Consider the following 25,625-nt stretch of genomic DNA (forward strand, 5'->3'; position numbering starts at 1 on the left):
TTAGGGAGGTATAAAATTATCAAGGTGCTGCCACACTAATTTAGCTTTCTATCCCAAACTGCAAATATAACCACAATGGCAAACATGAAAAATGTTACTACTGATTTAGCGTTAAGCAAGAAGTAATCAAAAAGTTTGTATATTTTTTTCCACTTAAATTTTAAGACTACGTTGAATTAAGTCTTTAGGAACTATTTTTCAGTAATAATTATATTTCAGGGTATAAAAAAATATAGCTATTTGTTGGTATAAATTAGAAAATTGTTTAATAAATTATCAGTATAGAAAAAGTAAAATTAAACTCTACGGGTATTTTAGTGCCAAAAAGTGAAAATTTATATTTAATTTTATAAGTTTAATTGTTCATATATGACAATTCAAGCTAAACATTTTGACACTAGATTAAATCAATGGATTCATACAGATGGTAATACAAATAACCCAGATTCGCTGTTAAAGGAAGAACTTAATAATACTCTACTAGAATATTTCTTTCCTGGGATAAACTTTTCGTTCGGGCATATGGACGAAAAGTCTACTCTGGAACAATTAACTAATCATCCTGAAGGTCATAAATTATTACTATCGTCAAAAACTCGGTTGTTATATGGACCCGAAGAATGTCTAGATACAATTAGGCAATTATGCCCTGATAACAAAGATAGAGGTGCTTACGGGTCTATCTTTCTTGGCTCATGCAAAAATGCTGTCAATAAAGAGTTAAACATCCTAATAGTTGATGATAATAATGGTGAAAATGGCGGCATTATCAGTAATGACCAAGCATATCTGCTAACAGGAGACTGTTACGGACAAATATCAAAAGACCTATATCACGAATTAACCAAGCATCAAAAAGGTGATAAATATCGAGTAATTCAGCACCGCTTTGGTTGGACTGATCGAGACGGAGATGATCAGAAATACCGTTTTGGTAAAGGTACATTACGCCCTGCTAACCTTGAGCAAATCCTCAATTATCAAAACTCGAATAACTCAACTAAAATTGACCTAATTCTTCCCTTATCTGCGTTCAAGGGAACTGATAAAGATAATCCTAATGGCCCAACTAAGCCTCAAATTCAACCTGGATTGTACAGGCAAAATATCTGGCTAGGTGAAAAATCACAATCTGAACTCGGCAAGACAGCTATATCGCAGTTACTCGCTTCATTCCCTAACGGACTGAAAGACTTTACTGAACAGCTAGAACTTGAAGCCAAAAAGCTTAAAGAAGCACAGGATGATCCTCGGCAACTTGCACAACTTTACTGCGAAAAGTACGAGAAAAGGAAAGCCTTTTTAGAAGAACAAGCAACCACACTAGAAGAACAAGCAGCAGAAGATCCAACAGTAGCAGAAGAGTTAGAAACTTTGCGCGATCGTATTGCTACTGACTCGTTTATTTACAAACTCATCAAAGCTGATCTGCAAGAAGAGGGGCAACTTCTCGAAACTGAGAAAGTACAGCGCGAACTCGCCCGGTTCGTCCAAAACGAGTGGAAAGAAATCGCCATCGGCAAGACGCTCACATTTGAGCGAGCAATGGTCATCCCCTCCAAAGACCTGCAAAATGGGGAAATTTCCATACCGCATTATCAAGACGGGGAAGAAGTTCTCAACTTTCGCTCTCCTTTCCTCAACTCAAATGGTCTGTGCGTCTCAACTAACAAAATTGTAGAAGATATCCTTGGGCCTGATGGTCAACCTCTCGCTGGTGCGATCGCTGTCTCGGACGAAACAAGCTATCGCATTTACAACCGCCTCAATGAGCAAATTAAATCTATCCTGCCAGAAGCTCAAAGAAAAAATATCCAGTTAGAAGGTATTGAAAATTACTTAGACCAAAATATTAGTAAGCTCGAAACTAGAGATAAAATCGAGTTTACTAACAAATTTAATCAGTATATTTTAGAACTAAAATTAGCTGGTTATGAATTAGAGATTCTCCCTCAAGAGTCCGAACAAGAGCGTCAAGCACGCGATTACGATGGTGATTGTATCGGCTTCGAGCGGGCAAGCAAGTATCCCAACCTCACCGCCGAGGCAAAGGAGCGTAACCTGCCCGAAAACGCCTATGCTCCAACTGTCAAACTTAAAAAACAATCTTTTTACCAAGAAGATGGCACTCAGCCAGAATTTGAGGAAATCGCCATCCACATGAGCGATGGCATTAGTGTGGGTGTTATCAACAATCACCTTACCGCAATTGAGGCGTTAGAGTCAGAAATTACGATTCTAAAAAATTTTGGTAGTGAAAAAGACTCAATTGAGTACGTACAGCAGGTAGCCAAACACTACGAAGATTTATTCAAGACAGAAGCCTGGGCAAAATCTAAGGGTATTGAAGGGAAGGAGATTCCAAGCAAGTATCGCAGTTACATGGAAGAGTTCATCAAAACTGTTCGACAAGAACCCACCAATACACTAGTGGCGATGAACATTAATATCCAAATGTACCGTGAAATGATTGCTGAGGCAGCATTTCAAAATCAAATTGCAGTTGACCTTTTTAAGAGTGCCAAAAAACCTGAAATTGAAATTATTCGCAATAATAGTCGGATTCTTCCCCGTGAAGTCAACTATATTAAGGATAAGAAGAAAGATGTCTATATTGACAATATAATTCAACCGACGGGATATTCACCTGTTGAGTTACTAATTGCTCAAACCAATCAGTATTTTGAAAAAGCTCGCCTTGAATCGCGTGAAATCGTTCAATTTCAAGCTTTATTTAAAGGGGTTGAATTTTCTCAAGAACAGCGATTAAGAGCTACCCTCATCAAAAAAGAATTCGACAAATCATTCAACCGAGCAAGTGAGCTATCTAAACAAAAAGAAACTGAAAAAGGGCCGTCTGCAAATATTATCCTTGCTAATGGTAATCAAGTAAGTATAACTAATCTTCTACAGTATGATAATGAATTTATCTGGAAAGCTAACACAATTACGATAAAAGTATCAGAAATATCCGAAGATAAGCGCAACAATAACCGTCCGCATAAATATTTAGTTTATGCTCAAATTAACGGTGAGACTGAGAATGGTAAACCCAAGTTTAGAAAATTAGGAACACTGGCGAGGGAGCAAGAAAATAAACTCGAAGAGATAGGAATTACGCTTGGACAAGAAATAAAATCTAACAAAATATCATTCCAGCCTGAACTAAGCGAAGGTCAAATTAAACTTCTTTACCAAAAAGCTTACCAGATAGCAGAGGAATTTTATAATTCGATTCCAGAATACCAAAAGCTAACAATGGCAGCTGCCACCTGGGCAGTATCAACTACTCGTGAGACTGGTAATGATAAAAGTAGCGATCGCCAAAATAAAGTTTCTAATTTCGCTTTTGCTACCTTTCCTCAAGAGATTATCAGTCAGTTAAATACACTCAAGTTTACCGAGTTTAGTATCACTGGGTTTGACCGGAATAGTGAGTTTTTAAATGAAAATCAACCTCAGAGTATTCGATTTAATCTAGCTGAAGATGGAAAAAGCGTAATTGAAATCCAGAATCAAGAGGGTAATTACGAATCATTCGGAAATATTGAACAAAGTAACGCCCGGCTACCAATTGGTACTATTGCTATTGGTAGTCTTGAAAAAGGTGAAGTATATACCACCTCTGTTACAACCAAAGTACCTGGACTACCAGAACTAACTTTCAAGGTAGGCGAAGTTAATAAGTTTGGAAATTCCCAAAGGTTTAATAATGAACCTGTAATGTTAACAATCGAAAAGGTTGACCTGATTCGGGAAGACTATACTATCTATCTTCAAAATGGTAACAAACCTGAAAAACTAGGCAATATTGATAAAGAATCAATCAAACAAGGTATTGCTCAAGGCTGGCTAGCAGAAAAGCCTGGGAATGGGCAAAAGTTACATCTTAAAATTCAAACTATCATCACTGGACAAAATGCCTATGCTATAGCAGAAACATCTCAAAGCAATCTATTACGAATTAATATTACGAATCCAAAATACAAGAAACAGGAAATTAACAACCAAGCATTTCAAGAAACTTTAATTCGTGCATTTGATAAAAAGCACGTTTATATTGCTAAAATTGGCGACCAATCACTCGGTATTATTGGTCAGCATAATGAACGTCTCGAAGCTGATTTAAATAAAGGGAATATACAAAAACAGTGGCAAAGGAAAGAAAGTAGCACTGTACAAAAATTAATTGATACGGGTATTATTCGCCAAAACCAACAACGAACCACTATCCCTGTACAGATTACCAGTAATGAAAGTACCTGTAAAATAATAATTAATCCAGAAACAGTACAATATCCCGACAAATGGGTTAAACGCAGTCAGCTTATAAGTAATGAAAAGCCTGTCAGAGACGAGCAGCAGGAAAAACGCAACCAAATACTCGGTAAAATTAACGAACGCCCTACAATCATGTTCCAAGATAAAGAGCAAAAATTAGTAGGGCTTTTAGGATTAGCAGTTGATGAAAATATAGCCGAAAAAACCAAAAAGTATCTCGAAAAAGTAGGAGTATCATACGAACAGCTTCCTGTATCACAAGCTCGGTTAGAAGCTAAAAAAGGAATGACTGTATTCGTACTTGATGAAACTACTATCAGCAGCGAATTAAGACAAACCTTTATTAACCGTGCTGGTGGTCATATCAAAAGTGCAGATATAACCTCACAACCCACTCCAATTATTGCCCAACAAACTGTATATTTTTATAATCCAAATCAACAATATAGTTACCCAGATGGATCGCAGGCAGAAACTAAAGAAGCTCTTGGATTAGTAGTTCCCGCACAAGACGCAATCGCTGTAGCCACTTGGTTAGAATCAAAGTCTACTGAAAACAACTATTTTATTGAGAGTAACACAGCTACATTTATTTTTCATAAAAATGAAATTAGTGAGGAAATAAAGAAAGAATTTAATAGTTTACTGGGAGAAGCTATTAATATTGGTGAAGTTGATGGTTTTGACCACTACGAACAGCTTATTACAGAGTTAAATCAAAAAGTTGCAACTGAAGGTAGTCTTTTAAAATTAAACCATATTCCAGAAAATAGTGATTATCAAAAATCTCTAAAAGCACTTCCTAACCGTCCAAGAGAACTCAATCAAGAAGATTCTCCAGTACCAATTGTTCCTGCTAAAGCTTTATCTGAAAAGAATACAACTAATATTCAATTAAATACTAACGCCACAGTTGCAGGAATTTCACAAGTCTATCAAAACGCGGTTGAGATACAAGTAGTAAAGAATACACAATTACAAGCTAAGAATCAACCAATATTACTACCCAACTCGCGTCAAGCCGATCCAACTAAAGCTATCGAAATATTGGGTAAGGTAAGCGAGGAAAAAGTAGAACAATTGCGATCGCATCTTGAAACCCACCTCAAACCCATACTTGAAAATGACAAATCTAACTATGCACCACTGAGACAAGTCGCCTGGATCGGTGCAAAATGGGATTTGAAGGATAAAGATTTCAAGCCAGGGGTGCAGGACGACTCTTTGATGGAACTTGTCAAACAAGTCTATCCTGATGCTGAGATTGTGCTGGTAACTTACTCCGAGAACCCCGGTGGTGGCATTAACTACCACCGCGATGACTCCTACGCCGCGACGGAAGCCCGCAGCATTAATATGGGAAATTCTGACTGGGGCTATCGTGCTGCTAAGGAACGAATGGCATGGACTAGGGAAGAGAATCAGGACGCACCATACCAAGAGTTTAAACTTGAGTCAGGTACAGTAACCCGCTTTAACTGCAAAAACGAACACGCTGCACTGAATACTGAAGCTGGCAGATGGTCTATCAACATCTGGTCAATTAAAAATGACCTGGGCAGAGAAAACAGCGTTCGCCAAAAATTTGAGAACTTCCTCACCTCAAACCAACCTCCGCGTGCGGTAGTCCAAGGCAACAGCGACCTCACCATCAAAGCTAACGAGTGGACACCAGGGGGAGAAATTAAAGTAGAGCGCAGTTATAGCAGCCTCAGAGAAGCCACCCAAAACATACCCTCACACCCTTCAAACCAACCAACTGTCGAAGAAATTATCGCCATTGGCAATTCCACTGCGGCACGCGCTGCTAACCCTCAGATTCCAGACAACCCGGCTATATTTGGCAAACCAGTACCAATGGTTTATTCGCTGCATCTGCACGGCGAAGCTGCCGCAGTACCAGTTGATACAACCATTGATGCTATGCGCGGACACGGTAGGATACACACTACCAGAGGTGTAGACTACCAAAAAACTTATGGTATCAATGAGGGAGATATTGCGATCGCCCAAGGTAAAAACGGCAAGCAAGTTGCTTTTCGGGTAGGTAAGCAATATAAAATTACCACCCAAATGATTCAAGACCCAAGTTACCAGCAAGCCTGGGCGAGATGGGAGAAGCATTCACCAAAAGAACTTACCCAAACTCAAGCGAGTAAGAGTCAGGTATATGGCTTATTCATGGAGCCACTAGGAGATTATGTCAATAGCAAAATTGTTCCGTTCCCAACCATCCAAAAACAAGCTGCAACTCCAGTAAATATCAGCCCCGACTCCAAAGATGGGCTGGGAGTAGCACTAAGTCTTGCCACTGCACTCGCCAAAGAACAAGGCAAGCTGCAAAACGATTACCAAGTTTCAGTCAACAATAATCCAGAAGCCCCTGCTGGGCAGTATGGAGTAGAAACCCATGTCCAAAAACCTCAAGGGGTAGCATACGCATCCGCCGAACACGCATTTAATCACCAAAAGCAGTTGCATCCATCAGTTGATGAATACCAGCTAATGGTAGAAGTGCTTCAGGCTAAACTCGAACAACACCCCCGGCTGACTGAGGCGATCGCCAAACGCGGGGGAGTCAATTGGTTAGAGAATTGTACAAGCATAAGTAATGCCCAGGATCAACAGTGGCAAGGTAAGGGTAAAGAATCCGCATTTATTCAAGCCCTTAGCGAAGCGTATATATACGTAGTTGCAAAATCACAACAAACTACAGTACAAACCCAGCAGGACAAGTCCCAACAGACTGCTGTGCGGCCCACAAATCCACTATCTCAACTCGAACCCATAAACGCCGCCGTCGCTGAACACATGAAAAAAGACATTGCGATGGCCCAAATAGCTACCCAGTTTATCGGTAAATCAGCTGCACCCCCCGGTACACCTTCAAGCACTCGAAATTACGAGGAAGCATGGGGGGAACGCGCCAACACAGGAAATTACTTAAAAGAAGACATCATTATGGTGTCCGGCTCTGGCCCGTGGCGCGGAGTAACAAGTGAGCAAATTGCCCAAACATTTGAAAATCACTATAAACCTTTACTTGATAAGGCAATAGCAGCGAAAAGCTCTTTTCTAGTCGGAAATGCACAAGGAACTGACCAATTAGTTCAAAATTATCTTCAAGAAAAAGGGTACAAAGTAGAACAAACTTCCCAAGGATACGCAGTATTTAATCCTGTAGAAAACACCAAAGTTAGTAGCGATATTATTTCTACCAATACACAAGTATCAGATAACTCATTAATTGCTAAAAACAAAAGCATTTTCTATCCACAACAAAGCCAACAACCAAATATTGACCGAGCACTCGCATCACTTACTCAACCCAAAATGCAGCAAGTTGGAGCGATGGATAGCATTATCGAGCGGATGAAAGCTAATACAGTGCAAAATCTTCAAGACTGGTATATGGCGGCTGAAAAACTCGGTAAATCAGACACATATCTCAATAGAATTCAGGAGGTAACTAATTTATACATTCAAGAAAATATTAGTCTTGAGAATGCTTTTAAGGCAATGGAACAAGACATTAAAGAATTAGAAAAAGTTAATGAGATGACCAGTCTTGCTCAACGTGTAGTTAAGACAATTGGACAAGAAGATATTAATGGCATTATGACAGTCCAAACAGAAAAATATCAGATTGCTACTCAGACTCAAAACCAAACTTATTTAGTTAAAGATAAAAAGGATAATATCTTGCTATATGTCAAACAAGGAAAAACTCAAGTAAGTAACATTAGTGATGAAACATTACAAGATTTTCAAGTTATGAGCGAGCGCATCAATAATGCACTCAAAGATGTCAAAAAAGATTTAGTAGAAAGGTAATTTTACTATGAAAGAACTAATCGATTTTCCAGTAGAAGGTTTAACTCCAGCAATGCAAGCTTGTCTCCTTAGAGAATTGATTGCACAGCTTAATATACCTGATGAAAAATTTGCAGAATATGCAAAAAATCCTCCAACTGCTCAGAAACGACAAGAGGCTGTGTTAAAGTTAAATTCAGAAATAAATAGAATCAGTGAAATAGCACAAGAAGAAGTAAAGTTAAGCTCCACAGAAATTGAAACTGTCAATTTTGTTAATCCAGTTAGTCAAGAGTCATCTTTACAACCCGAAGTAAGCCAGTCTAAAGACAATACAATTGAACCAGAAGTTCTAAAAAACTTTACAGATAAAAATGACGATAATAATGGCGATCTAGTAGAAGAATGTCAACACGATAAAGTACAATCTATTATTGCTAATTTCCAAATTCAACAATTTGTTATTCCTGTAATTTTAGACCGCTTAAATATATTTGGAAAACCAGACAAAGAGACAGAAAGTATCATTTATAAAAGTGAGGTATATACTGCAAGTCTAAAATTAGAAGAAGATTCACAAACTCTTAGCCTTGATAGAAATTCGCCAGAATCAGAAGCAAGTCAAGAAGCACTCCTAGCATCTCGTAATCATAGCTCAGGGAGTTACTCTATCATCATCAATAACCTTACCTATAATGAATTTGAACGGTTTAAGGCTCTGTTCGATGAGCAACAAACACGCTGCGAACAGAACCAACAACAATTCAAAAACCAGGATGCTACTCAAGAGATAGATTAAATCAACCCAAAGCACACACCATACGAGAAAGCTATAAACCCCAAAACTAGCTTGTTATTAAAACTCAAGGGAGTTTTGGGGCAAATAACAACCGCAACAGAAAAATAGTAAAAAGACGCACTAAAGTCAAACAAACTTGTAGGGTTAATAGGTAATCTACCTAACCCGACCAAACATAGCATTCCTATTAAAGACCAAACAACAATATTTTCTATCCATCCTACAAGTTGATTGAAACTCATAAAAAATCGTTTATTACTATAAAAATTCACTTAAACACATTAACATCAAATTTTATCAATATGAAAATCTAGTAAATAGATTGCTTAATGAAAACCACACAAACCATCCAATCACTTTGTAAATTTTTTAAATTCAAAAATAAAGTTTTTAAATAAGCTGATTAATTTATAGTAACTGTAAAGATTAAGAAACAGTAAAAAGTAAATGCTATAAGTATTATTATCAGGGACAATACTAAACCAAACAGTATGTAATATGAAACCTATTAATGTTGTCATCATTGAAAATGAGAACATATCTAGGGTTGGTGCGGCGACGATATTATCTGAAACTGGTAAAATCCAGGTATGTGGCCTTGCAAAAACCGGAAAAGAAGGAATAGAAATTGTTGACCAACAAAAGCCAGATATCGTGGTGATAAATATTGATTTACCTGATATCAATGGCACTGATGTCATAAGTTTAATTAAATGCAAACACACGTCAATTAAAATAGTGGTTATGACTGCAAATAGCAGCCGAGATACCATTAACGCAGCAATTAGTAATGGCGCAGACTGCTACTACTGTAAAAATAATGCCAGGGAAGAAGTAGGAGAAAGATTCATTGAAGCAGTAATGGCTGCATACAATAATGAATCATGGATTGACCCAACTATTAGTCGCATTTTGATTGATAATCTTAGGTCAAATGACACAGCCGATAGAGATTCACTAGATTTGTTAAGTGATTTTTCTAATAAAGAAATTACAGTTCTCAAATTAGCGGCTGGTGGCATGAAAAATAATGAAATTGCTAATGTCATGTATGTTTCCGAAGGTACAGTCAGGTCATATTTACATAATTCATTTATCAAGTTGGGAGTCAAAGATAGATTAAACGCTATCCGTGAAGCTATCCGCCTGGGAATCCTCAGCTTTGCAGACATGAAAATCGAAGAAGAAGTTACTCAAGCAACCCACACAAGAGTCAAAACCAACCAAAATAGTCAAAAGGATACAGCTAAAACGAGTAATAAGGGATACAAAGGCTGGGTTGCCTAGAAAATTAATCAACTGCAATTATGCAGCCACCTGAATACTTCTTCTGCTGACGGCAAGTTTTAATGATGGCAGCGTTTCTAACATAAATACTACGTGCTACCTTACCTTCATTAGATTTGGCCCAATCCAGAAGCTTTTTATCTTCGGGTTGTAAAATAGCAGTTCCAGAAGCCGCCTGCTGAAAAGTTACACTTTCAGCAATAGTTTTGTATGTAAAAACACCAATTGCAGATCCCAAAGCCAGTACAAAACCCAACACTCCCGCTACTTGTGCCAATCGCCAATTACTTACGCCCAAGAGTGGCAATGCCCCACCAGCTTGCTTAGTCATCTTAATTAAATCCTTAGCGGCTTGGGCGATCGCACTTTTTTGTTGCTGTATTGCCACCTTAGAAGCACTATTAAGCTTATCGTCCACCATGTCAGTCCAACCCACCACAAGCGAGTCAAGCCTACCAGGTAGCTGCTGCAACGCAAATTGGGTTGTACCTAGTTCCGCATATAGATTAAACAAGGGGTCATCAGGTCGAACACCCAATTTAAGTATCCAATCAGTGACCTCTGCTTTCTTTTCTTCAGAATATTCTGCAATTACTTTTTCAACAACTTTTGCAATATTGGTCATAGGTTGTTTAAACAGTTAATTTAAAACCTCACTGTCAATTTGGTAAAGCTCATACTTACCATTCTTCAGATTCAATATCTTCATTTACATCAAAATTGGAAGGATGTTGTTGATTTGTACCTACAGAAGCTAGTTCTGTACAGTTCTTACTTAGCCCTAAATAATTAGAAGCAATCTCATTAGAAACAATAAAATTATTAAAATTCTCCATCCAGTTGAATACTATTGAACGCTGAATAGTATTAAGAGGGGATTCAGTTTCAATAAGTTGAGCATAGGGTAAACCAGTATCCTCAAGCAACTCGTAAAAGTCGTTATGCAACCCCCCCAAAACTAGCTCGAAGCCATTTAATTTTTTAATATCAGCTTGGAATCGACTACCTTCATAGTATCGAAATTGCTTGCCAAAGTAATAATTTTTGATAACAACATAGTCAACTTGACTACCAAAATGGTTGTATAAATCCTCAAGATAATCTTCAACACAGTCTTTACGGTGTGATATCGGGTGCAAGAAAGTAACACGATATCCGAGATGGTTAAGATTCCCTATCAGTGAAACATCTTTATCAAAAAACTTGAACTCTTGATGGTTTTGACCTGGCATATCTGTCAAAACTACATCAATATTTGGAAACATTTCTAAGTCCAGTAATAATCTATCCGAATCGCCCCTAGACAATCCCAAATGGTTTATTTCAAAACCTTTTGTTTTATACATCGATAGCTTGTTACGATAACCGTGGTAGAAAACACGCGCATTGCATTTACTTTTCAAGTACAATTCCAGCAAGAGCCTAGAAACTGTGGACTTACCCACACGAGCATCACCCGATGTAATTACAAAACGCTTTCCAAACATAAAAACCAAGCAACCTATTCAATTAAGCAGCTATATCTTCAGATGGTAAATTTGCATCTTGGTTTTTAGCTTTTTCTTTTTCTTCGTTTTCTCTAAGCTCTTTAGATTTTTCCACAACTGCTGGGTAGTAACAGTCATCTGGTTGTATATCAAAACCCAATAAATTAAATGCTGGCTTAATTTGCGTTTCAAACTCACCAAGCCAAGATTTAATTCTTGACTTAATTACAATATTTGTTTCTTTATGAGTCTGACCTTCATTAAAGGTTAAAGCATGACGGTCAAGAAAGTCATAAGACTTGTAGAATAAATCTGGCATTACAAGTTCTATCAGACCTTCTGCAAGCATATTCTGACGTAGGGAAGAGTCATTATATCGCTCAAACTTTTCTTCTTCACCATGAAATAGATTTTTGACTACAATATAATCTACTTGGTCTTTACAAAGTTCACGAAGTTTTTCTAAAACATTTATAGAGTCAAGAACTCTACTAATCACTGAAACCATTATCACTCGACAATTAATTTCAGTTTTCAGAACTTCAAAAAATGCAAGCTCTTTGACATAACTTTCAAAGAAACCTCCAGATTGTGCAGGTAAGTCTAATAATGTGATAGGACAATCACTCTCATCTAGATTAATTAATAAATCATCAGCACCACCTCTATGAAAAATATCAATATAACGTATTATAGGGCGGTAATCTTTTTGAAAATATCTTTCTATCTGAGGATTCCTTAAGTCAGCTTCATAAGCAACACAGGGTAAATTTTTATTAATATAAAGTTGAAATATTGCTCGTGCAAAGGTACTTTTACCCACGCCACCTTTATCACCTGTTATAATTATCAGTCGCTTTTGAGACTTACTATTAGTATTGGAGGAAGTATTGTTTGACATGGCTGGTTGTTCTTTATTTTTTCTGGTCATAATATTATTTACAAAGTGACTAAGCTTTGTTGTGTTAGGTTAATGTCAATCTAAATTTTTAATTTGTAAACACAAAATCAATAAATTAAATTAATAAAATAAAGAAATTGGCAACTATATCGCTCAATAAAATTTTCCTAATTTATTTTGAATAAACTACTTTGATTATGTAACCTCTTGCTCAAAAAGCCAAGCAACAAAAATCCACATTAAACCAACATTTGTTGATATGTAAATTAGTCATAAATTTTATGTAGTTTAAATTAACTTGGCTTTAAAAAAAGGCATTATGATATTTTGATCGGAAATAATCTATGAGTGAAATACGAGCTGATTATGATGGTGCTTGGAAGGAAGGTGTAGAACAATATTTTGAAGCATTTCTTGCATTTTTCTTTCCAGAGATTCAAGCAAAAATTGACTGGGAGAGAGGCTATGAATTCCTTGAGAAAGAACTTCAGCAGTTGATGAGAGAATCTGAAATTGGTAAACAATTCGTCGATAAGCTAATCAAAGTTTGGCTAAAAGATGGAAAGGAAACTTGGTTGCTGATTCACCTGGAAATCCAAAGTCAAGTAGATACCAACTTCCCTAAACGGATGTTTTCTTACCACTACAGAATCTTTGACCGTTATAACCAAGAAGTTGTTAGCTTGGCAATTCTAGGAGACAATCAAGCCAATTGGCGACCGCAAGAATATAGTTATGGTCGTTGGGGATGTCGTTTGAGTCTTCAGTTTCCCATTGTCAAGCTACTGGACTATGAATCTCGTTGGTCAGAATTAGAACAAAGTGATAGTCCTTTTGCTGTTCTGGTGATGGCGCACCTGCGGACACAAGCGACAACTCAAGATTTAGCAGGCCGATTGCAGTGGAAGTTGAGCCTAATTAAACGAATGTATGAGTTAGGCTATAGTAGAGATAAAATCCAGCAAATCTTCCGGTTGCTAGATAGATTAATGACTCTACCACCGGAGTTAGACTTAAATTTTCAAGCCGAATTGGAGCGTTTTGAGGCGGAACAGCAAATGACATACATAACAAGCATAGAACGCATAGGTATAGCAAAAGCTACCCAGAAAAATATTTCTCAAATCCTAACAATTCGATTTAAAGATGTTCCTACTGAATTAGTAGAAAAATTAAATAAGTTATATGACATTGAGTTATTGAATCAATTGTTAGAAAAAGCAGTAACTACAGGTTCAATATCTGAGTTTGAGCAACAATTAAGTTAGGAAGATACAGATACATAGTGTTAAAGTTGCAAGGAACGCTGGCCGTATAGTCATAAATTCTAACTACCAGCTAACTTTGTTTGCTTTCAAATACAAATTAATTCTCCAATCAAATCCGCTGCTCGTTCTCCATATTTTTGTTGAATAGCGTCCCTGTACGGCAAGCAATCTTCACTTAAAAAGTCGCGGATAAATAGAGAAAAATTAAATCCTCTTTTCGAGTCCACATATTCTGCTAATTCAATATTAAACAACGATTTAAATTCATCCTCTCTTTGTTTGAGTGCTGAATATTTAGTTAAATTGTTGGCTTGGAAGATTGGTTCAACTGCTTGATTAAACAGTTTTTCCATTAAGATATCTTTCATATTTTCTTCTATATTTTTGTACCAAATTTTACTCACAAGTATAATAACTTCTGTAAAGCTGAATCACCTCTTTTTGTGCAGTTAAAATCCAAAATAACGAACATCTTACCGCCTGATGTCCCTCATCTTTCCCAAAATTTTTCGCTCTCTAACTCCAAGGAAAATGGTAAACATCCAGGATTGGCAGTCGCCCACTCCTTAGCTTCTGCAATTAGAGTTTCGTTACCCGAATCGAGGTAGAATTGCATTTTGGCACGTTGCTTTAAGCGATCGCGTTCTTGAGTGCTGAGAATATGTCCCGTGATTACGCAGTATTGGCGCACTTTAGCCCTAGCTTGGGTTAAAGCCATTAGCCGTAGTTTTGTCACTCGCTTGAGTTCCTCAATGCGGTAGGAAACATCAGCAGTCTCGTCACCAACAGATGCACCGTGCAAGCCGTTGTTGGGGTTTTGGAGTGGTTGTTCTAGTGGAACCGCAGCAGGTATCGAAACTACACCCAGCCCGTTATTCTCCGTGTTAGATAAGTTTTGATTATCAACTTTTGACGACGTGCCGGAGCTACACAGGTATATAAAATCCTGATGATAACTGAATTCATTTGATTGTAAAATATTTGTATGAACTGAATTCTCTAATTGATTGCTGGTTTGATTTGAATTAATTTCAGCAGTATTAAAAGAATTTATGAATTCAAGATTTTCCACCGACTGGATTAGAGCTGAGTCTGACTGAGAAACATCAGGTTGTGCAACTTCCTCTGCTGACTCCAGCCCTTGGGGGGCTGTAGCAGCAGGAGGTAAGCCAAAGACCTTCATATAGAAAGAATGAACGTAATTACTTATTCCACAAGGATTTTGAGTATCGTGTTTTACAAATGAGCTTTGAAATTCGTAAAATTGCCCGTTCTCGCTTGATTGATAAGGGTTTAAGCTATTTTCTGCCCAAGGGTCTAAAATGTAGCGTGTGGGATGCCACAAATGTAAGTGCTTTTGTAGTGTCTCTTGAGAGATAGTTTTGTTAAAGCGGCGTTTATACTCAGCACGTATAGCTTTTGCCCGTTCAGTAGCCCCTCCTGGTAATCCACTGTCCCACTCTATTGCTGTTACTACTATCTGGATGCGTCTTTGGGCTTGTTGGCTGCGTTCCCAATTCTGCTGGTGGCGACGGTCAAATGAAATTACGTTATCTTTGGGTTGATCAATCCTGCTAACACCTGCTATTGCTTCTGCAAATGTATTGGCGAATGTACCCAACAGCCGTTCGGGATAACTAACGTAGGCACTGTACCATTTGTTACGAATTGTGCATCCTACCCAATGACGTACTCTAGCTTCGATTTCATGTTGGTGTCGGCAATATTGCTTATAGCCAGGGGCGTTAATTGCAGTGGAAAGACAAAATTCGACTAATTTATCGCCTCTTAAGTCTAGAAAGACGATTCCGTAGCCTGCAAAGATTTGTAGGAGGGTGTTTGTTTGTCCTTGTCCTGTCCAACCGATCGCAATTATTTCTTCCCAGTTGGCACGCCACTGTGCAGCATCAGCAGACTCTTGCTTACGATATCTCTCCCGTGCAATTTGTTTTTTGGCTTTGTTCGCTACCCGTTTTAATTTGGTTAAATCTTGCCGACTGGCGGCGCGATCGCAATAGTCGAGGAAGATAGAAACGGAGTCGCTAATTGGTTGTAGATCTTCATCAAGTAAAAATGACCCACTACCTGGTTGCATGGGACAACGGATGGCTTTGTAGTTGGTTATTTGTTTGGCACTATATAGTTTAGTGTTGGGGAAGATTTCTAAATGTCCTTGGCGCAGAATAAAGCCTGCATTTCTCAAAGTAATTTCTAAGGCGCAAGCAACGGCAAAGGTAGGCAGAGGAGATGCAAAGTTTAAAATCAAGTGATAACCACCACTAAAGCTGGACTGGAGAATGACGATATCGACTATGCCGATTTCCTCTAGTGCCGCTTTGATACGATTTATAGATTCAATGTTATGGTAGTCGCCAAAACAGTCTAAATCGATTGTGCCGTAACGGGTTGTGTTGTCAAAACGCAGACCTACTAATTTTGACTTATCTTGGTGCAGCTTCCACAGTTGAGAAGGTTGCAGGTAATGATCGATAGTGCGCCATGCTGGTTTTGCACCTTCTACTAAAGAAGGGGCAACTATCGCCCCAAATGGATGCCAAAAACGCTCTACGTAGCGTTTACCCACAGATTCTGCGGGCAGGTGGGGTTTGATTTTCTTTTTTACAGGCTGTGAAAGGCTTAATTGGGGCCTGTTATCAACATCTGCCCCGAAATCTTCTTGGAACATGAGTGACTGTCCTGATGGTTTTAGTGCATCAGGTAGCCTCGCTGTTGGTCAAAATGTGTTAGCCTAAATTTGAAATTTTTGTTTTATTAAGCGGTTGGTTATCCGCTTGTTGGAGGCGACTGGTAATCGTCTCATGGTTGAAAGCAAACAGAGGTTATACTTGTTTAGGCTTAGACATACGTAGGCTTAGGCTAAGATTTAGTCCAACACGCTTCACCAACAACAATGCGGCTACCCAACTTTTTTTTGAGAGCTATTTAAATACGTCAGTTCTAGCGAAGTTGTGACTAAATCTAGAAAATAGTTTTGGAATAAGAATGCAAAGCTAGTAACACCTAAAAGTGTCACCAAAAACTGGCGGAGGTTAGTACAATAGGTGAAGATGAGATTACACTCCACCAACGAATTTAAAAACAAAAAACAGTCAAATATATCCATACGAGTTCAGCACCCAAAATATGAACTCGTACTGCAATCAGTATTGAGATGCTAATCTATTAGGTAACGTTAAATTGTGGGATAAATTCTCTGCTAGATTAACTGCTCACAGCTACCTATGCAGCACGAATATTATCCTTTTTTCTATTTGTAGACACTTCCATTGCTTGCATTTGGTTCTTATAATCCTCCCAAGTTTTTTCAAATACGTCAGACTCATACATCCGTAATAAAACCTCCTCTTTATCAGTTAAATTTGGTAGTTTTAATAATTCAGCTAAAGATACCTGAACTGGAAAAACATCCCTAAACTTTTCCATTAAGTGAAGTATTCTTGCTCTCTGTTCAGCAGATGGTTCATCTTGCAACTCCGCATTAATCTGTCGCGGACGTAGATTCACGATTTCTAGGTTCATATTTACTAAATTCCTCAATCCAAACACAACAAATTCATTAGTTATACCAATAACACGCCCCACGATTTCCAACTCTGGCCGCAGTCTTTCCTTAAATTGATATACTTGACCAACTTGGAAACGCCGAAACGGATTGCGATCGCCATTCCGCATCCAAGCGATACCATCACTTATACTACCTATCTCGTCTGCTTCAATCAGGTCTATAACCTGGTTACAGATATCTTGATTGCAAACAAACTTGTAAGCTGCATCAATACTCCGGTTAAATTCCGCCTCCAGTGCAACAACTGCCTTAAATTTTTGCAAATCCCGTAATTGAGAAATATATTCAAAAACTTTTTTACCCTTGTGATAACTGCCAACACTTATCCTTAGATTCTCTGATACCTCCCGAATTACAGGTTTGCCCTTATTTAATTGAGAGTTACTCTCATCTATCGAAGTGTTCAAATTTGAATACTTCGATTCATTCAAACGACGAGCGCTTTCCCTCTGTCTTTCTTTCGCTTGGGGACGAAGTACGCTCTCCCAGTACTGCCCTTCGTGAAATTTTTGGTAATGAGTCTTTCCGCCTTCGCGGTGGAGATTAAAATCAAGCACTAATTTCAAATCTTCTTCAGGCGAACTAGACTCGACAAATTCTACTTTCACAGCAGAAATTCCCAACTGGCGGGCTATCTGCAAACGACACTTACCTGCTAAGACTACATTTACACCAGTGCGTGCAGATACCTTTAAAGATTCCAGAATCCCTTTTTCCGAGATACTTTTTTCTAAAGCGGGACGAACCTCATTTTCACCGTATATTTCTATCAGCTTCGGATGAACAACTAACTCCGCAGGAGAAATATATACAATTGCCGGACTATGCACCTCAGACATATTGATACTCCGGGTCACAAATTGCCTAAAAAAGATAAGTTCAATTTTGAAAAGCCTGAGCAGAAAGCAGGAAAACTCAAGCAGCAGGACTGATGGCACTTTCTACAGTGAAAGTGATATTATTAGAAAATAATTAATTTTTGTAAATAATGAACAATTAATTATCAAACAATCTCCCGAAGAGAATTTTTGCAGTAGAAAACTATTATTATTAACCCATTTAAAACCAATTTCATTGAAGAGATATTTTTTGGTGTTATTTTTGGGAAAAATACATCTACCGAAAGAAAGATTTGTAAAACTGGCTAAACTCATGATATGATGTCTCTAGTTAATTAAATTGACAAAACAATGTTCCGCCTTGTTTTACTAACAGGTGGGCTTGTTTTCTCCTCAAAGCCCTGGTGCAAACAGGGCTTTGGGTGGGTTTTTAGAAAAAATGAACGCTACAAAAAGAGTATATCAGGCTTCATTCCATTTGGCAAAATTGTACAGTAAAGAGGGGTAAATTTTTAGATGCCTCATCTTCATATATTAAATTCTCTTGAAAAACAAGCACTAGAACACATAGCGGCAACGAGCAGCGATGAAGTTAGCAAAAGAGCGAAAATTCTGCTAGGGCTAAACGAAGGCAAAAAATATGTAGCTTTAGCCCAAGAGATTGGTGTAACCGAAAACTCAATAGCAAAGTGGAAGAAAAGATGGACATCAAGTACCATCTTGTCAGAAACCCAGGAGTCGGCGATCGCAAAAGCTAATGAAGTATTGGGTGTCAACGTAGGCAGACCTAAGAAGTGCAAAAGTACAGAGGCAAGCAAAATTGTCGAAATTAGCGAATGGAGCAAGAACCGAAAACCTAGTCGTTCCAAGCACCACTACCATATGCAGGTAGCAGAAGAAGCCGCTAGGAGAGGTTTACCAACACTATCGCCCAGAAGTATAGGACGCATTTTAGAAGCTCAACCTTAATAGAAAGAGTCATCAAGCAAATATTATCCTAGCCCAAGGGAGTAGTTTTGCAATCCCAGTTTTTACCGAGGCTTTTCATTACACTCTAAGCAAGCATTTCCACACACTCGACCACTTGAGCAGAGGTCACTTGTTGCGCGATCAGAAAGTCAACGAGTCCATCGAGTTTTTTACGGTTGTAGACGGTAGAATAGCCTTGAATTCGGCGTTCTTTGCAGAACTGTCGCAGCTTCCGCACACCTAAATTCAAAAGCTTTTTCCTTTCTTCCTTAACGTCTACCAGCACAAGCTGTCTGGCTTCATCTACAATCCCAGTTTCAACAACTGGCGGCGCAGTTTCAATAATCGAAGATTCTGGTTTAGAAAATTCTTCCCGAACAGAAACAGCACCAACACCAGTCAAATCCCCATGAGTTCCCAAAACAGGCAACTCTTCAGAAATCACCCCAACGCTATTACTAACTTGAAGTGATACTGATTGAGCAGGGACAAATATCACATAGAAGATTGGGAAGACCATCAAAAACAACTCGATTGGAAACAAAACATCGTTAACAGATTGCACAAAAGGCGATATTGCAAAAGCAGACATAATGTGGTTCCTCCATGAATTACTGATGGGCGGCGTTTAGCGGCTTACCACCCAGTAGCGGGGGAAACCCCCGTACTGAGTGAAAGCTTTTATACCTATTCCAACCAATGGCAGGAGGAAGGAGGGTAAATTGCCTTTTTAAGCAATTAGATGAACTAAGTTTTCCAAAATTTGCAGTTGTTAAATTGGAGAAATTATCAGTTCAAGATACAGAAATTGCAAAAATGCGAAATGCGATTTTTCCGGCTTGTACTCGCAGCTTTTAGAAACTTCCTTATTCATCTCAAAACTCCAGATTTTTTACTCTTAAGGTAGTTAACGTAGCTAACCAAGTTGTAGTTATATCTAAGTTCTTGAGGAACAAAAGTTGAGTAAGGATGTAGCGATACACCATCACGACGAAAGCGATGACAGGGCGCATATATATCAAAAAAGATAGATATTTCATCACCATCAACTTCGATTTGAGCTATGCCCTTGAGTTCCTTTGCAAACTCTAAAACTCGTCCTGTTGCTACGTAGTCAAAGACCACTACATTTCGAGTACGGAAATACTGGATGTAAGAAAGAAGTGTTGCTTCCATACCAAGCTCAAGCAGTCTGTCAGAATGTTTAAGCAAGATACCGGAATAGGAAAAAGAAAACCTACGGTTAGCGTATTCATCCCACAAGATAAGATTGCCGTAAAATTTGTAAATATTCGCTTGATTGGACGATATTTCTCTATTTAACTTTTCGACAACAGCATCATCTTCAAATGGAAACAATGCCTTACGTTCATCCCATTGCTTATCTGGGCAGCAACTATTTTCAAACCATCCATATGGATGAATCCCACAAACAATATTATTGGCACCATGCAGTAACTTACACCCAGCACATACTTGTAAATAGCAAGAACTAAATTCTTCGCTATTAACTGCATTAATATAGCGTCGGTGTATATCTAAATGCTCCTCTAAAGCTTCATAAGGTAAAGGTTTATATGAGGAGAATGTTTGTCCAATTAATCTGTCTGGATCGGTTTCATCATAGATTACTGCCAAGTCGTCAATTTGGTGAGAACGTAGTTCTTCGTAAAGTAGGAATTTCCGATATGGTTCTTCCTCAAATCTAGAAACAACCAAGCACTTTGAATCAGGATGTCCCTCAAAATTCATCACCTTGTAAGTGTAAATTAAAGGCAGACAATCAGATTTTTCAGAGTTCTCAGCTTTTGTTAATACAAGCGGTTTTATGTCAGCTATTTTTGCAGTTTCTCTACTCGAATTAGTTTCCTCCGATTCTTCAACAATGCTTAAGAAAGCACCGCCCAAGGAAGCAAGAATAATTCCGGTAAAGCCCAATACAATAGCACCAGTGCCAATATAGGCAATTTGTTCAGAGCGTTCTTTCTCAACTATTGGGAATCCGCCCCTAGCTAAGTACAATAAGCCCAAACCAGAAAAAGTTGCTACAGTGCCTAAAGCAATAGCAGTCAAAGACACCATTCCAAAAGCAGCATTAAAATTCCTCAAGCAATTAAACGCAAACTTCTTGAACATAATTCATCCCTCCAAATGCAGGTCACAAGGTTTTTAATTACTCCCGCCCCGGCACAAATTGGGATTTGCTGAGAACTACACTACTAACCTACCCCTTACTCTATTAACAATTCCACAACTATTTAATAGATATGTACTCGTTAATTTTCAGTCTCAGTAGTAGTTTCATTCCCAATGGTGATAGCAAGAGTCGAACTTGCTTTGTTGCTTAAAACAACAATCTACCCGAACTGAAATATCACCAAATCACAATATATAGAAATAACATATCTACTTTCCAAAAGTCCAAGTATTAGTTTCGTTTAATTCCAATTCTTCAAAACAGTTAGCAAAACCCGTAAAATGAAAACATCTTAGCGGCAGCCGAGATATTAATAGTAAAGAAAAATTTTCTAGTTGAGCCAACTGTTGTAATCTCAATAAATCATTGCTAAAACTATCGCTCACAAAGTGCAACCTATCAAAATTATCAATTACAAGTAATCTATTTAATCCATCAGATAATTCGCTTATTATATTTTGCCAATCCTGCTGGTAGTACAAATCAAAACTCATAGGAATAACATCAAATAGATGAACCACACTAAAAGGATATTCAAGATTAAGATAAACAGACTTTAAAGTAATATCTTTAAGTAAACAGTTTTTAACAGTAAAAGTCTTACCAATATCCTGTTTACCCCATAAATTAACATTCTTGCCTGCATTTAGTTCACCAATCAACCAAGTATATTCTTTATAACGTAACATTACTATTCTCCTTTAGAGAAACTACAATTGGCTTGAGATTAAATGTGTGATTTTTTGCTTGTGTCTTTCTAAACTTTTTCTAGAAAATTTGTTAGATACAATAAAATTATCTAATAAAAAATCAGGTGATTGTGAAAGTCTTAATAGCACACCATCATCACCACTACTGCGATGATAGTAATGTACAACAGGTGATTGGATAACTGTCAGATTATCGTTACGAATTGCTCGCCCTGTAACTAGCCCATCCATAATAAATTTAGCGGCAGCAGCTACATTATCACTATCTCGTGCAAAATTTTTGAGATACCAATGAAACTCAATCCACACTGTACTATCAAAACAAAATTCACATTCTCTAACAAATTCACCAATTAAGTTTGTCCAATACTTCTTAAGTTCAGCACTAGCTTGCCAACTTGACCGTGCCTGGTTAATAATTTCGTTCATACAAGGCGGTAAAGGCATGGTTAGTTCAAATATCATCTTCAACGCCACCTTTAAAGTTATTTAAAAATTCTTCGACAACGTTTCTAAATTTCTTGTATGACCTACCATCTTGACGGGATAAATTGAATACTGCTTTGACAATTTCATCAAGTTGATAGTCCTTTTGATGCAAATTCATAATTGAGTTTCTTGCTTCTTCGTCAAGTTGCACCTTAAAACTAAAACTGCTCTCAAAATCAGTCTTAGATTGCTTAGTTTTAGTAGCAGTAGTGGCTTTAAATTTACCATTATCATTACTACTACTCTCGCCATACAGACTAGCGACAAATTCATCAAAATCTAACCCAGATTTCCATGCTGTATAAGGATCGTTATGGTTTTTTGCTTCCAAGAGTAATTGCTGGAAGTATTCAAGGTCTTCATCGTCAGCAACATATAAAGCTTGGAGTCGTAAAACTTCAGTCGTCTTGTACAAAAAATCACCGTATCCCAGCAAATAAACTGCACGCTTATCTTTATCGTCCCCCAGGATAATACAACTATCTTCAGGACGGGTTGTAACAAAGGCTGTCTTCGCTGGAAAGTTTGAGCGAATCAACGGGTCTATCACATTTTTGTCAGGTCGTTGAGTATATAACAATACATGAATCCCCGCACCACCCGCTTTTGCAAGCAACTTCATCAGCGCAGTCTCAATGCGATCGCAATAGTTATCATCAGAAAGTAGGTCAAAACACTCGTCAATTAGACAAATTACTCGTGGCATGATGCAATCAGGCGCGAACCGTGAATTGTACTGTGAGATGGTTTCAATACTGCTGTGACGCTCAAATTCCTGGTAGCGCAATTCCATTTCTTCGACCAAGTAATCAAGCAAGTTAGCGGTAGACTCTGCATCACGCGCAACTGGGGCTACAAGATGGGGAAGCCCATCAAATTTACCAAAGGTCACACGTTTAACATCTGAAAGTGCCAATCGCACAACAGAAGGGGGATATCGTCGCACTAAGTATAAGATTGCGGCTTTCTCAAACTGGGATTTTCCACCCCGCGTCCGCCCACCACCCAGGATATGAGTCACGTTATCGCTATAAAGGGGGATTTCGACATAAGTGCCATCAACATCAACACCACCGGGGATAGATACCGAATAAATGTCAGGTTCGCCGTCAAAAGTAAAGTAATCACGAAAATAAGCAAATTGTCTGTCTAACCGAGGTATGTCAAATACAACTCCCCCAGGCACTACACTCACCATTGGCGCAACTTTCAAGCCTAATTCTTCACCAAGCTGCTGTACTAAGTCATTACCTATGTCTTCTACTTTCTTGTAACTAACACCCCGTCCCAGTTTTACCCTAATACGGTTAAAAGTAGGGCCATTTTTGGCATCAACATACTTAGCATTAATATTAAAATCTTCTAAAGTATCAACTAATAGTTTTCCTGCTTGCCCCATAGTTAAATTTTGTGAATTATTTATCTCATTCGCACCAGTATTTCTATCTAAATATTTAGGCTCTTTTAAAAGAATTGAGCCATCACCTGTCACTTTTAAATCTAATGGTTTACCTGTGGCACGCGCAACAAGCACTGCCGTTCGGCAGCAATAGTTTTTAATAAATTTATCTCTTGATTTATTCGCCAAATCAGTAAAATAAATAGTTTCTTTATTGCTCAAAAATAAATTATAAAGATTGTGCTGTACTACTTCATAGCCAATATGCTTGAGATAGATATTTTTGATGGACTCTATATATTCAAATAAAGATTCAATTGGCGAGCTACTAACTATCTCAATCATTTTTTGATAGACGTTATTTTGCTCCCACTGTGATGGCATTCGGTTGAGATGGATATATTCAAGTGCATAACGTACAAACTCGTACTGATTTAAAGTACAGTGTTCTGCACATATTGATAATATTTCATCATCGTTTGTACCTGCAATTACTGATTCGTATATTACCTGAAATAAAAATTCTAAGTTAAATTCAACAACTGGACGTGATAATTTTGCTCTAAAGTCAATCTGCTTTAAAACAGTTTCAGCATAAAAAACCATTGCGTCCGGTAAAGCTTCCCGTACATTCTCTACAATCTCTTCATTGCTCAAACCATCTTGTTTGGCCTGTACAATTGCAGTCCAAAGCTGTTGTTTTTGAATTTCAGTATTACCATTAGTGTTATTGTATGGTAGTAACATTACTAAGTTTCACTTTTTAGAAATTTCAAACTTCTGTAAATGTTGCTGATAGTAAGTTCTTAATTGAGCAATTGATTTCGCATTTTGATTGTAATTATTACAAGGAAACGAAGCCCAAATTCTACCTACTTTGCATACAGCAGTATCAAACCTTCCTGCTTCAATGTCACTTAAAGCATTATTACGACGAATATATTCAATTGCCATCTTGTCCTGAGAAGCTGGACTAAAATCTTTTAAGTTTAACTTTGGCTGAAGGTCATACCAACTTATATCCAACATTTGATAAGCACCAGCCGCAGTTGAACAAACATTTTTACCATTAATAGGAGCGCACTGTTTCTTTAACGGGTGTGTAGAAAAATCATTAAAAGTTCCGTTAAATACTAACTTGCGATAACTTTCTGACTCACTGGTTCCTGTTTCTGCCCAACGAATTGTTGCTAAAAAAGCACTCAAACGTGGTGAATAAAGATGTGGTGAGTAATCACTTGTATTAACTCTGCTTCTTAAACTATTTGACGACAATGAAGAAACACTATTACCTTGAGAAATTGAGAAATAAATGCCTAAAGTAATTAAAGAAGCAGTTGACAAATGAATGGGTTGAAACCGGGATATAAATTGACGACGAGGACTGAAAATCAATCTTGCTAAACCACCAACAATAAACCCAAATTTCCAACTATCAACTGCCTTACCTAAACTACGCACTTGACAAACAGTATCTGCACCCTTGGATACCAATCCACATGGCAGTGAAGCTACTCCATAGGAAAATGCAACAGAGCCGGCTGCACCAACTACACCTGATATAAAAATCGGCACAATTTGCATTGCTCTTGCCAATAAC

The 25,625-nt window shown here is 37.9% G+C and carries 17 protein-coding genes; 5 read left to right on the forward strand and 12 right to left on the reverse strand.

Annotated elements, in window-relative coordinates:
- The first annotated feature begins 369 nt into the window (after positions 1-369).
- The 3 genes from ACFG4S_RS34310 to ACFG4S_RS34320 all read left to right on the forward strand — a co-directional run bounded on the left by ACFG4S_RS34310 (position 370) and on the right by ACFG4S_RS34320 (position 10,180).
- The gene (locus ACFG4S_RS34310) at positions 370-8,115 is read left to right on the forward strand and encodes a hypothetical protein (RefSeq protein ID WP_392536176.1); all 7,746 of its coding nucleotides are present in this window, start codon (positions 370-372) and stop codon (positions 8,113-8,115) included.
- Between the two features lie 7 nt (positions 8,116-8,122).
- Positions 8,123-8,893, forward strand: coding sequence for a hypothetical protein (locus ACFG4S_RS34315; protein ID WP_392536177.1), 771 nt, complete (start codon positions 8,123-8,125; stop codon positions 8,891-8,893).
- Between the two features lie 498 nt (positions 8,894-9,391).
- The gene (locus ACFG4S_RS34320; RefSeq protein ID WP_392536178.1) at positions 9,392-10,180 is read left to right on the forward strand and encodes a response regulator; all 789 of its coding nucleotides are present in this window, start codon (positions 9,392-9,394) and stop codon (positions 10,178-10,180) included.
- 4 nt (positions 10,181-10,184) lie between these two features.
- Here ACFG4S_RS34320 and ACFG4S_RS34325 read toward each other — a convergent pair whose 3' ends face one another.
- From ACFG4S_RS34325 to ACFG4S_RS34335, 3 genes are read right to left on the reverse strand one after another with little or no spacing between them, the layout of a single operon-like run.
- On the reverse strand, positions 10,185-10,805 hold the full coding sequence (locus tag ACFG4S_RS34325) for a DUF6753 family protein (RefSeq protein WP_096585410.1): 621 nt from the start codon (positions 10,803-10,805) through the stop codon (positions 10,185-10,187).
- Between the two features lie 55 nt (positions 10,806-10,860).
- A complete protein-coding gene (locus ACFG4S_RS34330) occupies positions 10,861-11,667 on the reverse strand; it encodes a hypothetical protein (RefSeq protein ID WP_392536179.1) in 807 nt (268 codons plus the stop codon).
- Positions 11,668-11,689: 22 nt separating this feature from the next.
- Positions 11,690-12,598 (reverse strand): chromosome partitioning protein ParA, encoded by a 909-nt coding sequence (locus ACFG4S_RS34335; protein WP_392536180.1) that lies wholly within the window; start codon positions 12,596-12,598, stop codon positions 11,690-11,692.
- 314 nt (positions 12,599-12,912) lie between these two features.
- Here ACFG4S_RS34335 and ACFG4S_RS34340 point away from each other — a divergent pair, with 314 nt between their 5' ends.
- A complete protein-coding gene (locus ACFG4S_RS34340; RefSeq protein WP_392536181.1) occupies positions 12,913-13,836 on the forward strand; it encodes a transposase in 924 nt (307 codons plus the stop codon).
- 86 nt (positions 13,837-13,922) lie between these two features.
- On the opposite strand, the gene ACFG4S_RS34345 is transcribed toward ACFG4S_RS34340, so the two are convergent.
- The 3 genes from ACFG4S_RS34345 to ACFG4S_RS34355 form a co-directional block, all read right to left on the reverse strand.
- Positions 13,923-14,204, reverse strand: coding sequence for a hypothetical protein (locus tag ACFG4S_RS34345; RefSeq protein ID WP_096542864.1), 282 nt, complete (start codon positions 14,202-14,204; stop codon positions 13,923-13,925).
- Between the two features lie 122 nt (positions 14,205-14,326).
- On the reverse strand, positions 14,327-16,522 hold the full coding sequence (locus ACFG4S_RS34350) for a hypothetical protein (protein ID WP_392536182.1): 2,196 nt from the start codon (positions 16,520-16,522) through the stop codon (positions 14,327-14,329).
- A gap of 554 nt (positions 16,523-17,076) precedes the next feature.
- A complete protein-coding gene (locus ACFG4S_RS34355) occupies positions 17,077-18,261 on the reverse strand; it encodes a hypothetical protein (RefSeq protein ID WP_392536183.1) in 1,185 nt (394 codons plus the stop codon).
- Positions 18,262-18,777: 516 nt separating this feature from the next.
- Here ACFG4S_RS34355 and ACFG4S_RS34360 point away from each other — a divergent pair.
- Complete coding sequence (locus tag ACFG4S_RS34360; RefSeq protein WP_190970510.1) at positions 18,778-19,230, forward strand: helix-turn-helix domain-containing protein; 453 nt, start codon at positions 18,778-18,780, stop codon at positions 19,228-19,230.
- A gap of 85 nt (positions 19,231-19,315) precedes the next feature.
- Here ACFG4S_RS34360 and ACFG4S_RS34365 read toward each other — a convergent pair whose 3' ends face one another.
- From ACFG4S_RS34365 to ACFG4S_RS34390, 6 genes are all read right to left on the reverse strand, one after another.
- On the reverse strand, positions 19,316-19,822 hold the full coding sequence (locus ACFG4S_RS34365; RefSeq protein WP_392536184.1) for a hypothetical protein: 507 nt from the start codon (positions 19,820-19,822) through the stop codon (positions 19,316-19,318).
- Between the two features lie 278 nt (positions 19,823-20,100).
- Positions 20,101-21,366 (reverse strand): hypothetical protein, encoded by a 1,266-nt coding sequence (locus tag ACFG4S_RS34370; RefSeq protein WP_392536185.1) that lies wholly within the window; start codon positions 21,364-21,366, stop codon positions 20,101-20,103.
- A 270-nt stretch (positions 21,367-21,636) separates the two neighbouring features.
- Complete coding sequence (locus ACFG4S_RS34375; RefSeq protein ID WP_190970513.1) at positions 21,637-22,116, reverse strand: ATP-binding protein; 480 nt, start codon at positions 22,114-22,116, stop codon at positions 21,637-21,639.
- A 21-nt stretch (positions 22,117-22,137) separates the two neighbouring features.
- Complete coding sequence (locus ACFG4S_RS34380; protein ID WP_190970514.1) at positions 22,138-22,602, reverse strand: hypothetical protein; 465 nt, start codon at positions 22,600-22,602, stop codon at positions 22,138-22,140.
- Entirely contained in the window at positions 22,592-24,772 is a 2,181-nt protein-coding gene (locus ACFG4S_RS34385) for a DNA translocase FtsK (protein ID WP_392536186.1), read from the reverse strand. The genes ACFG4S_RS34380 and ACFG4S_RS34385 overlap by 11 nt, the downstream gene beginning before the upstream one ends.
- Before the next feature lie 9 nt (positions 24,773-24,781).
- Positions 24,782-25,609: a lysozyme gene (locus ACFG4S_RS34390; RefSeq protein ID WP_392536280.1), complete on the reverse strand. Its 828-nt coding sequence runs from the start codon at positions 25,607-25,609 to the stop codon at positions 24,782-24,784.
- Between the last annotated feature and the right edge of the window lie 16 nt (positions 25,610-25,625).

Source organism: Nostoc sp. C117, assembly GCF_043099735.1.
Taxonomy (GTDB): domain Bacteria; phylum Cyanobacteriota; class Cyanobacteriia; order Cyanobacteriales; family Nostocaceae; genus Nostoc.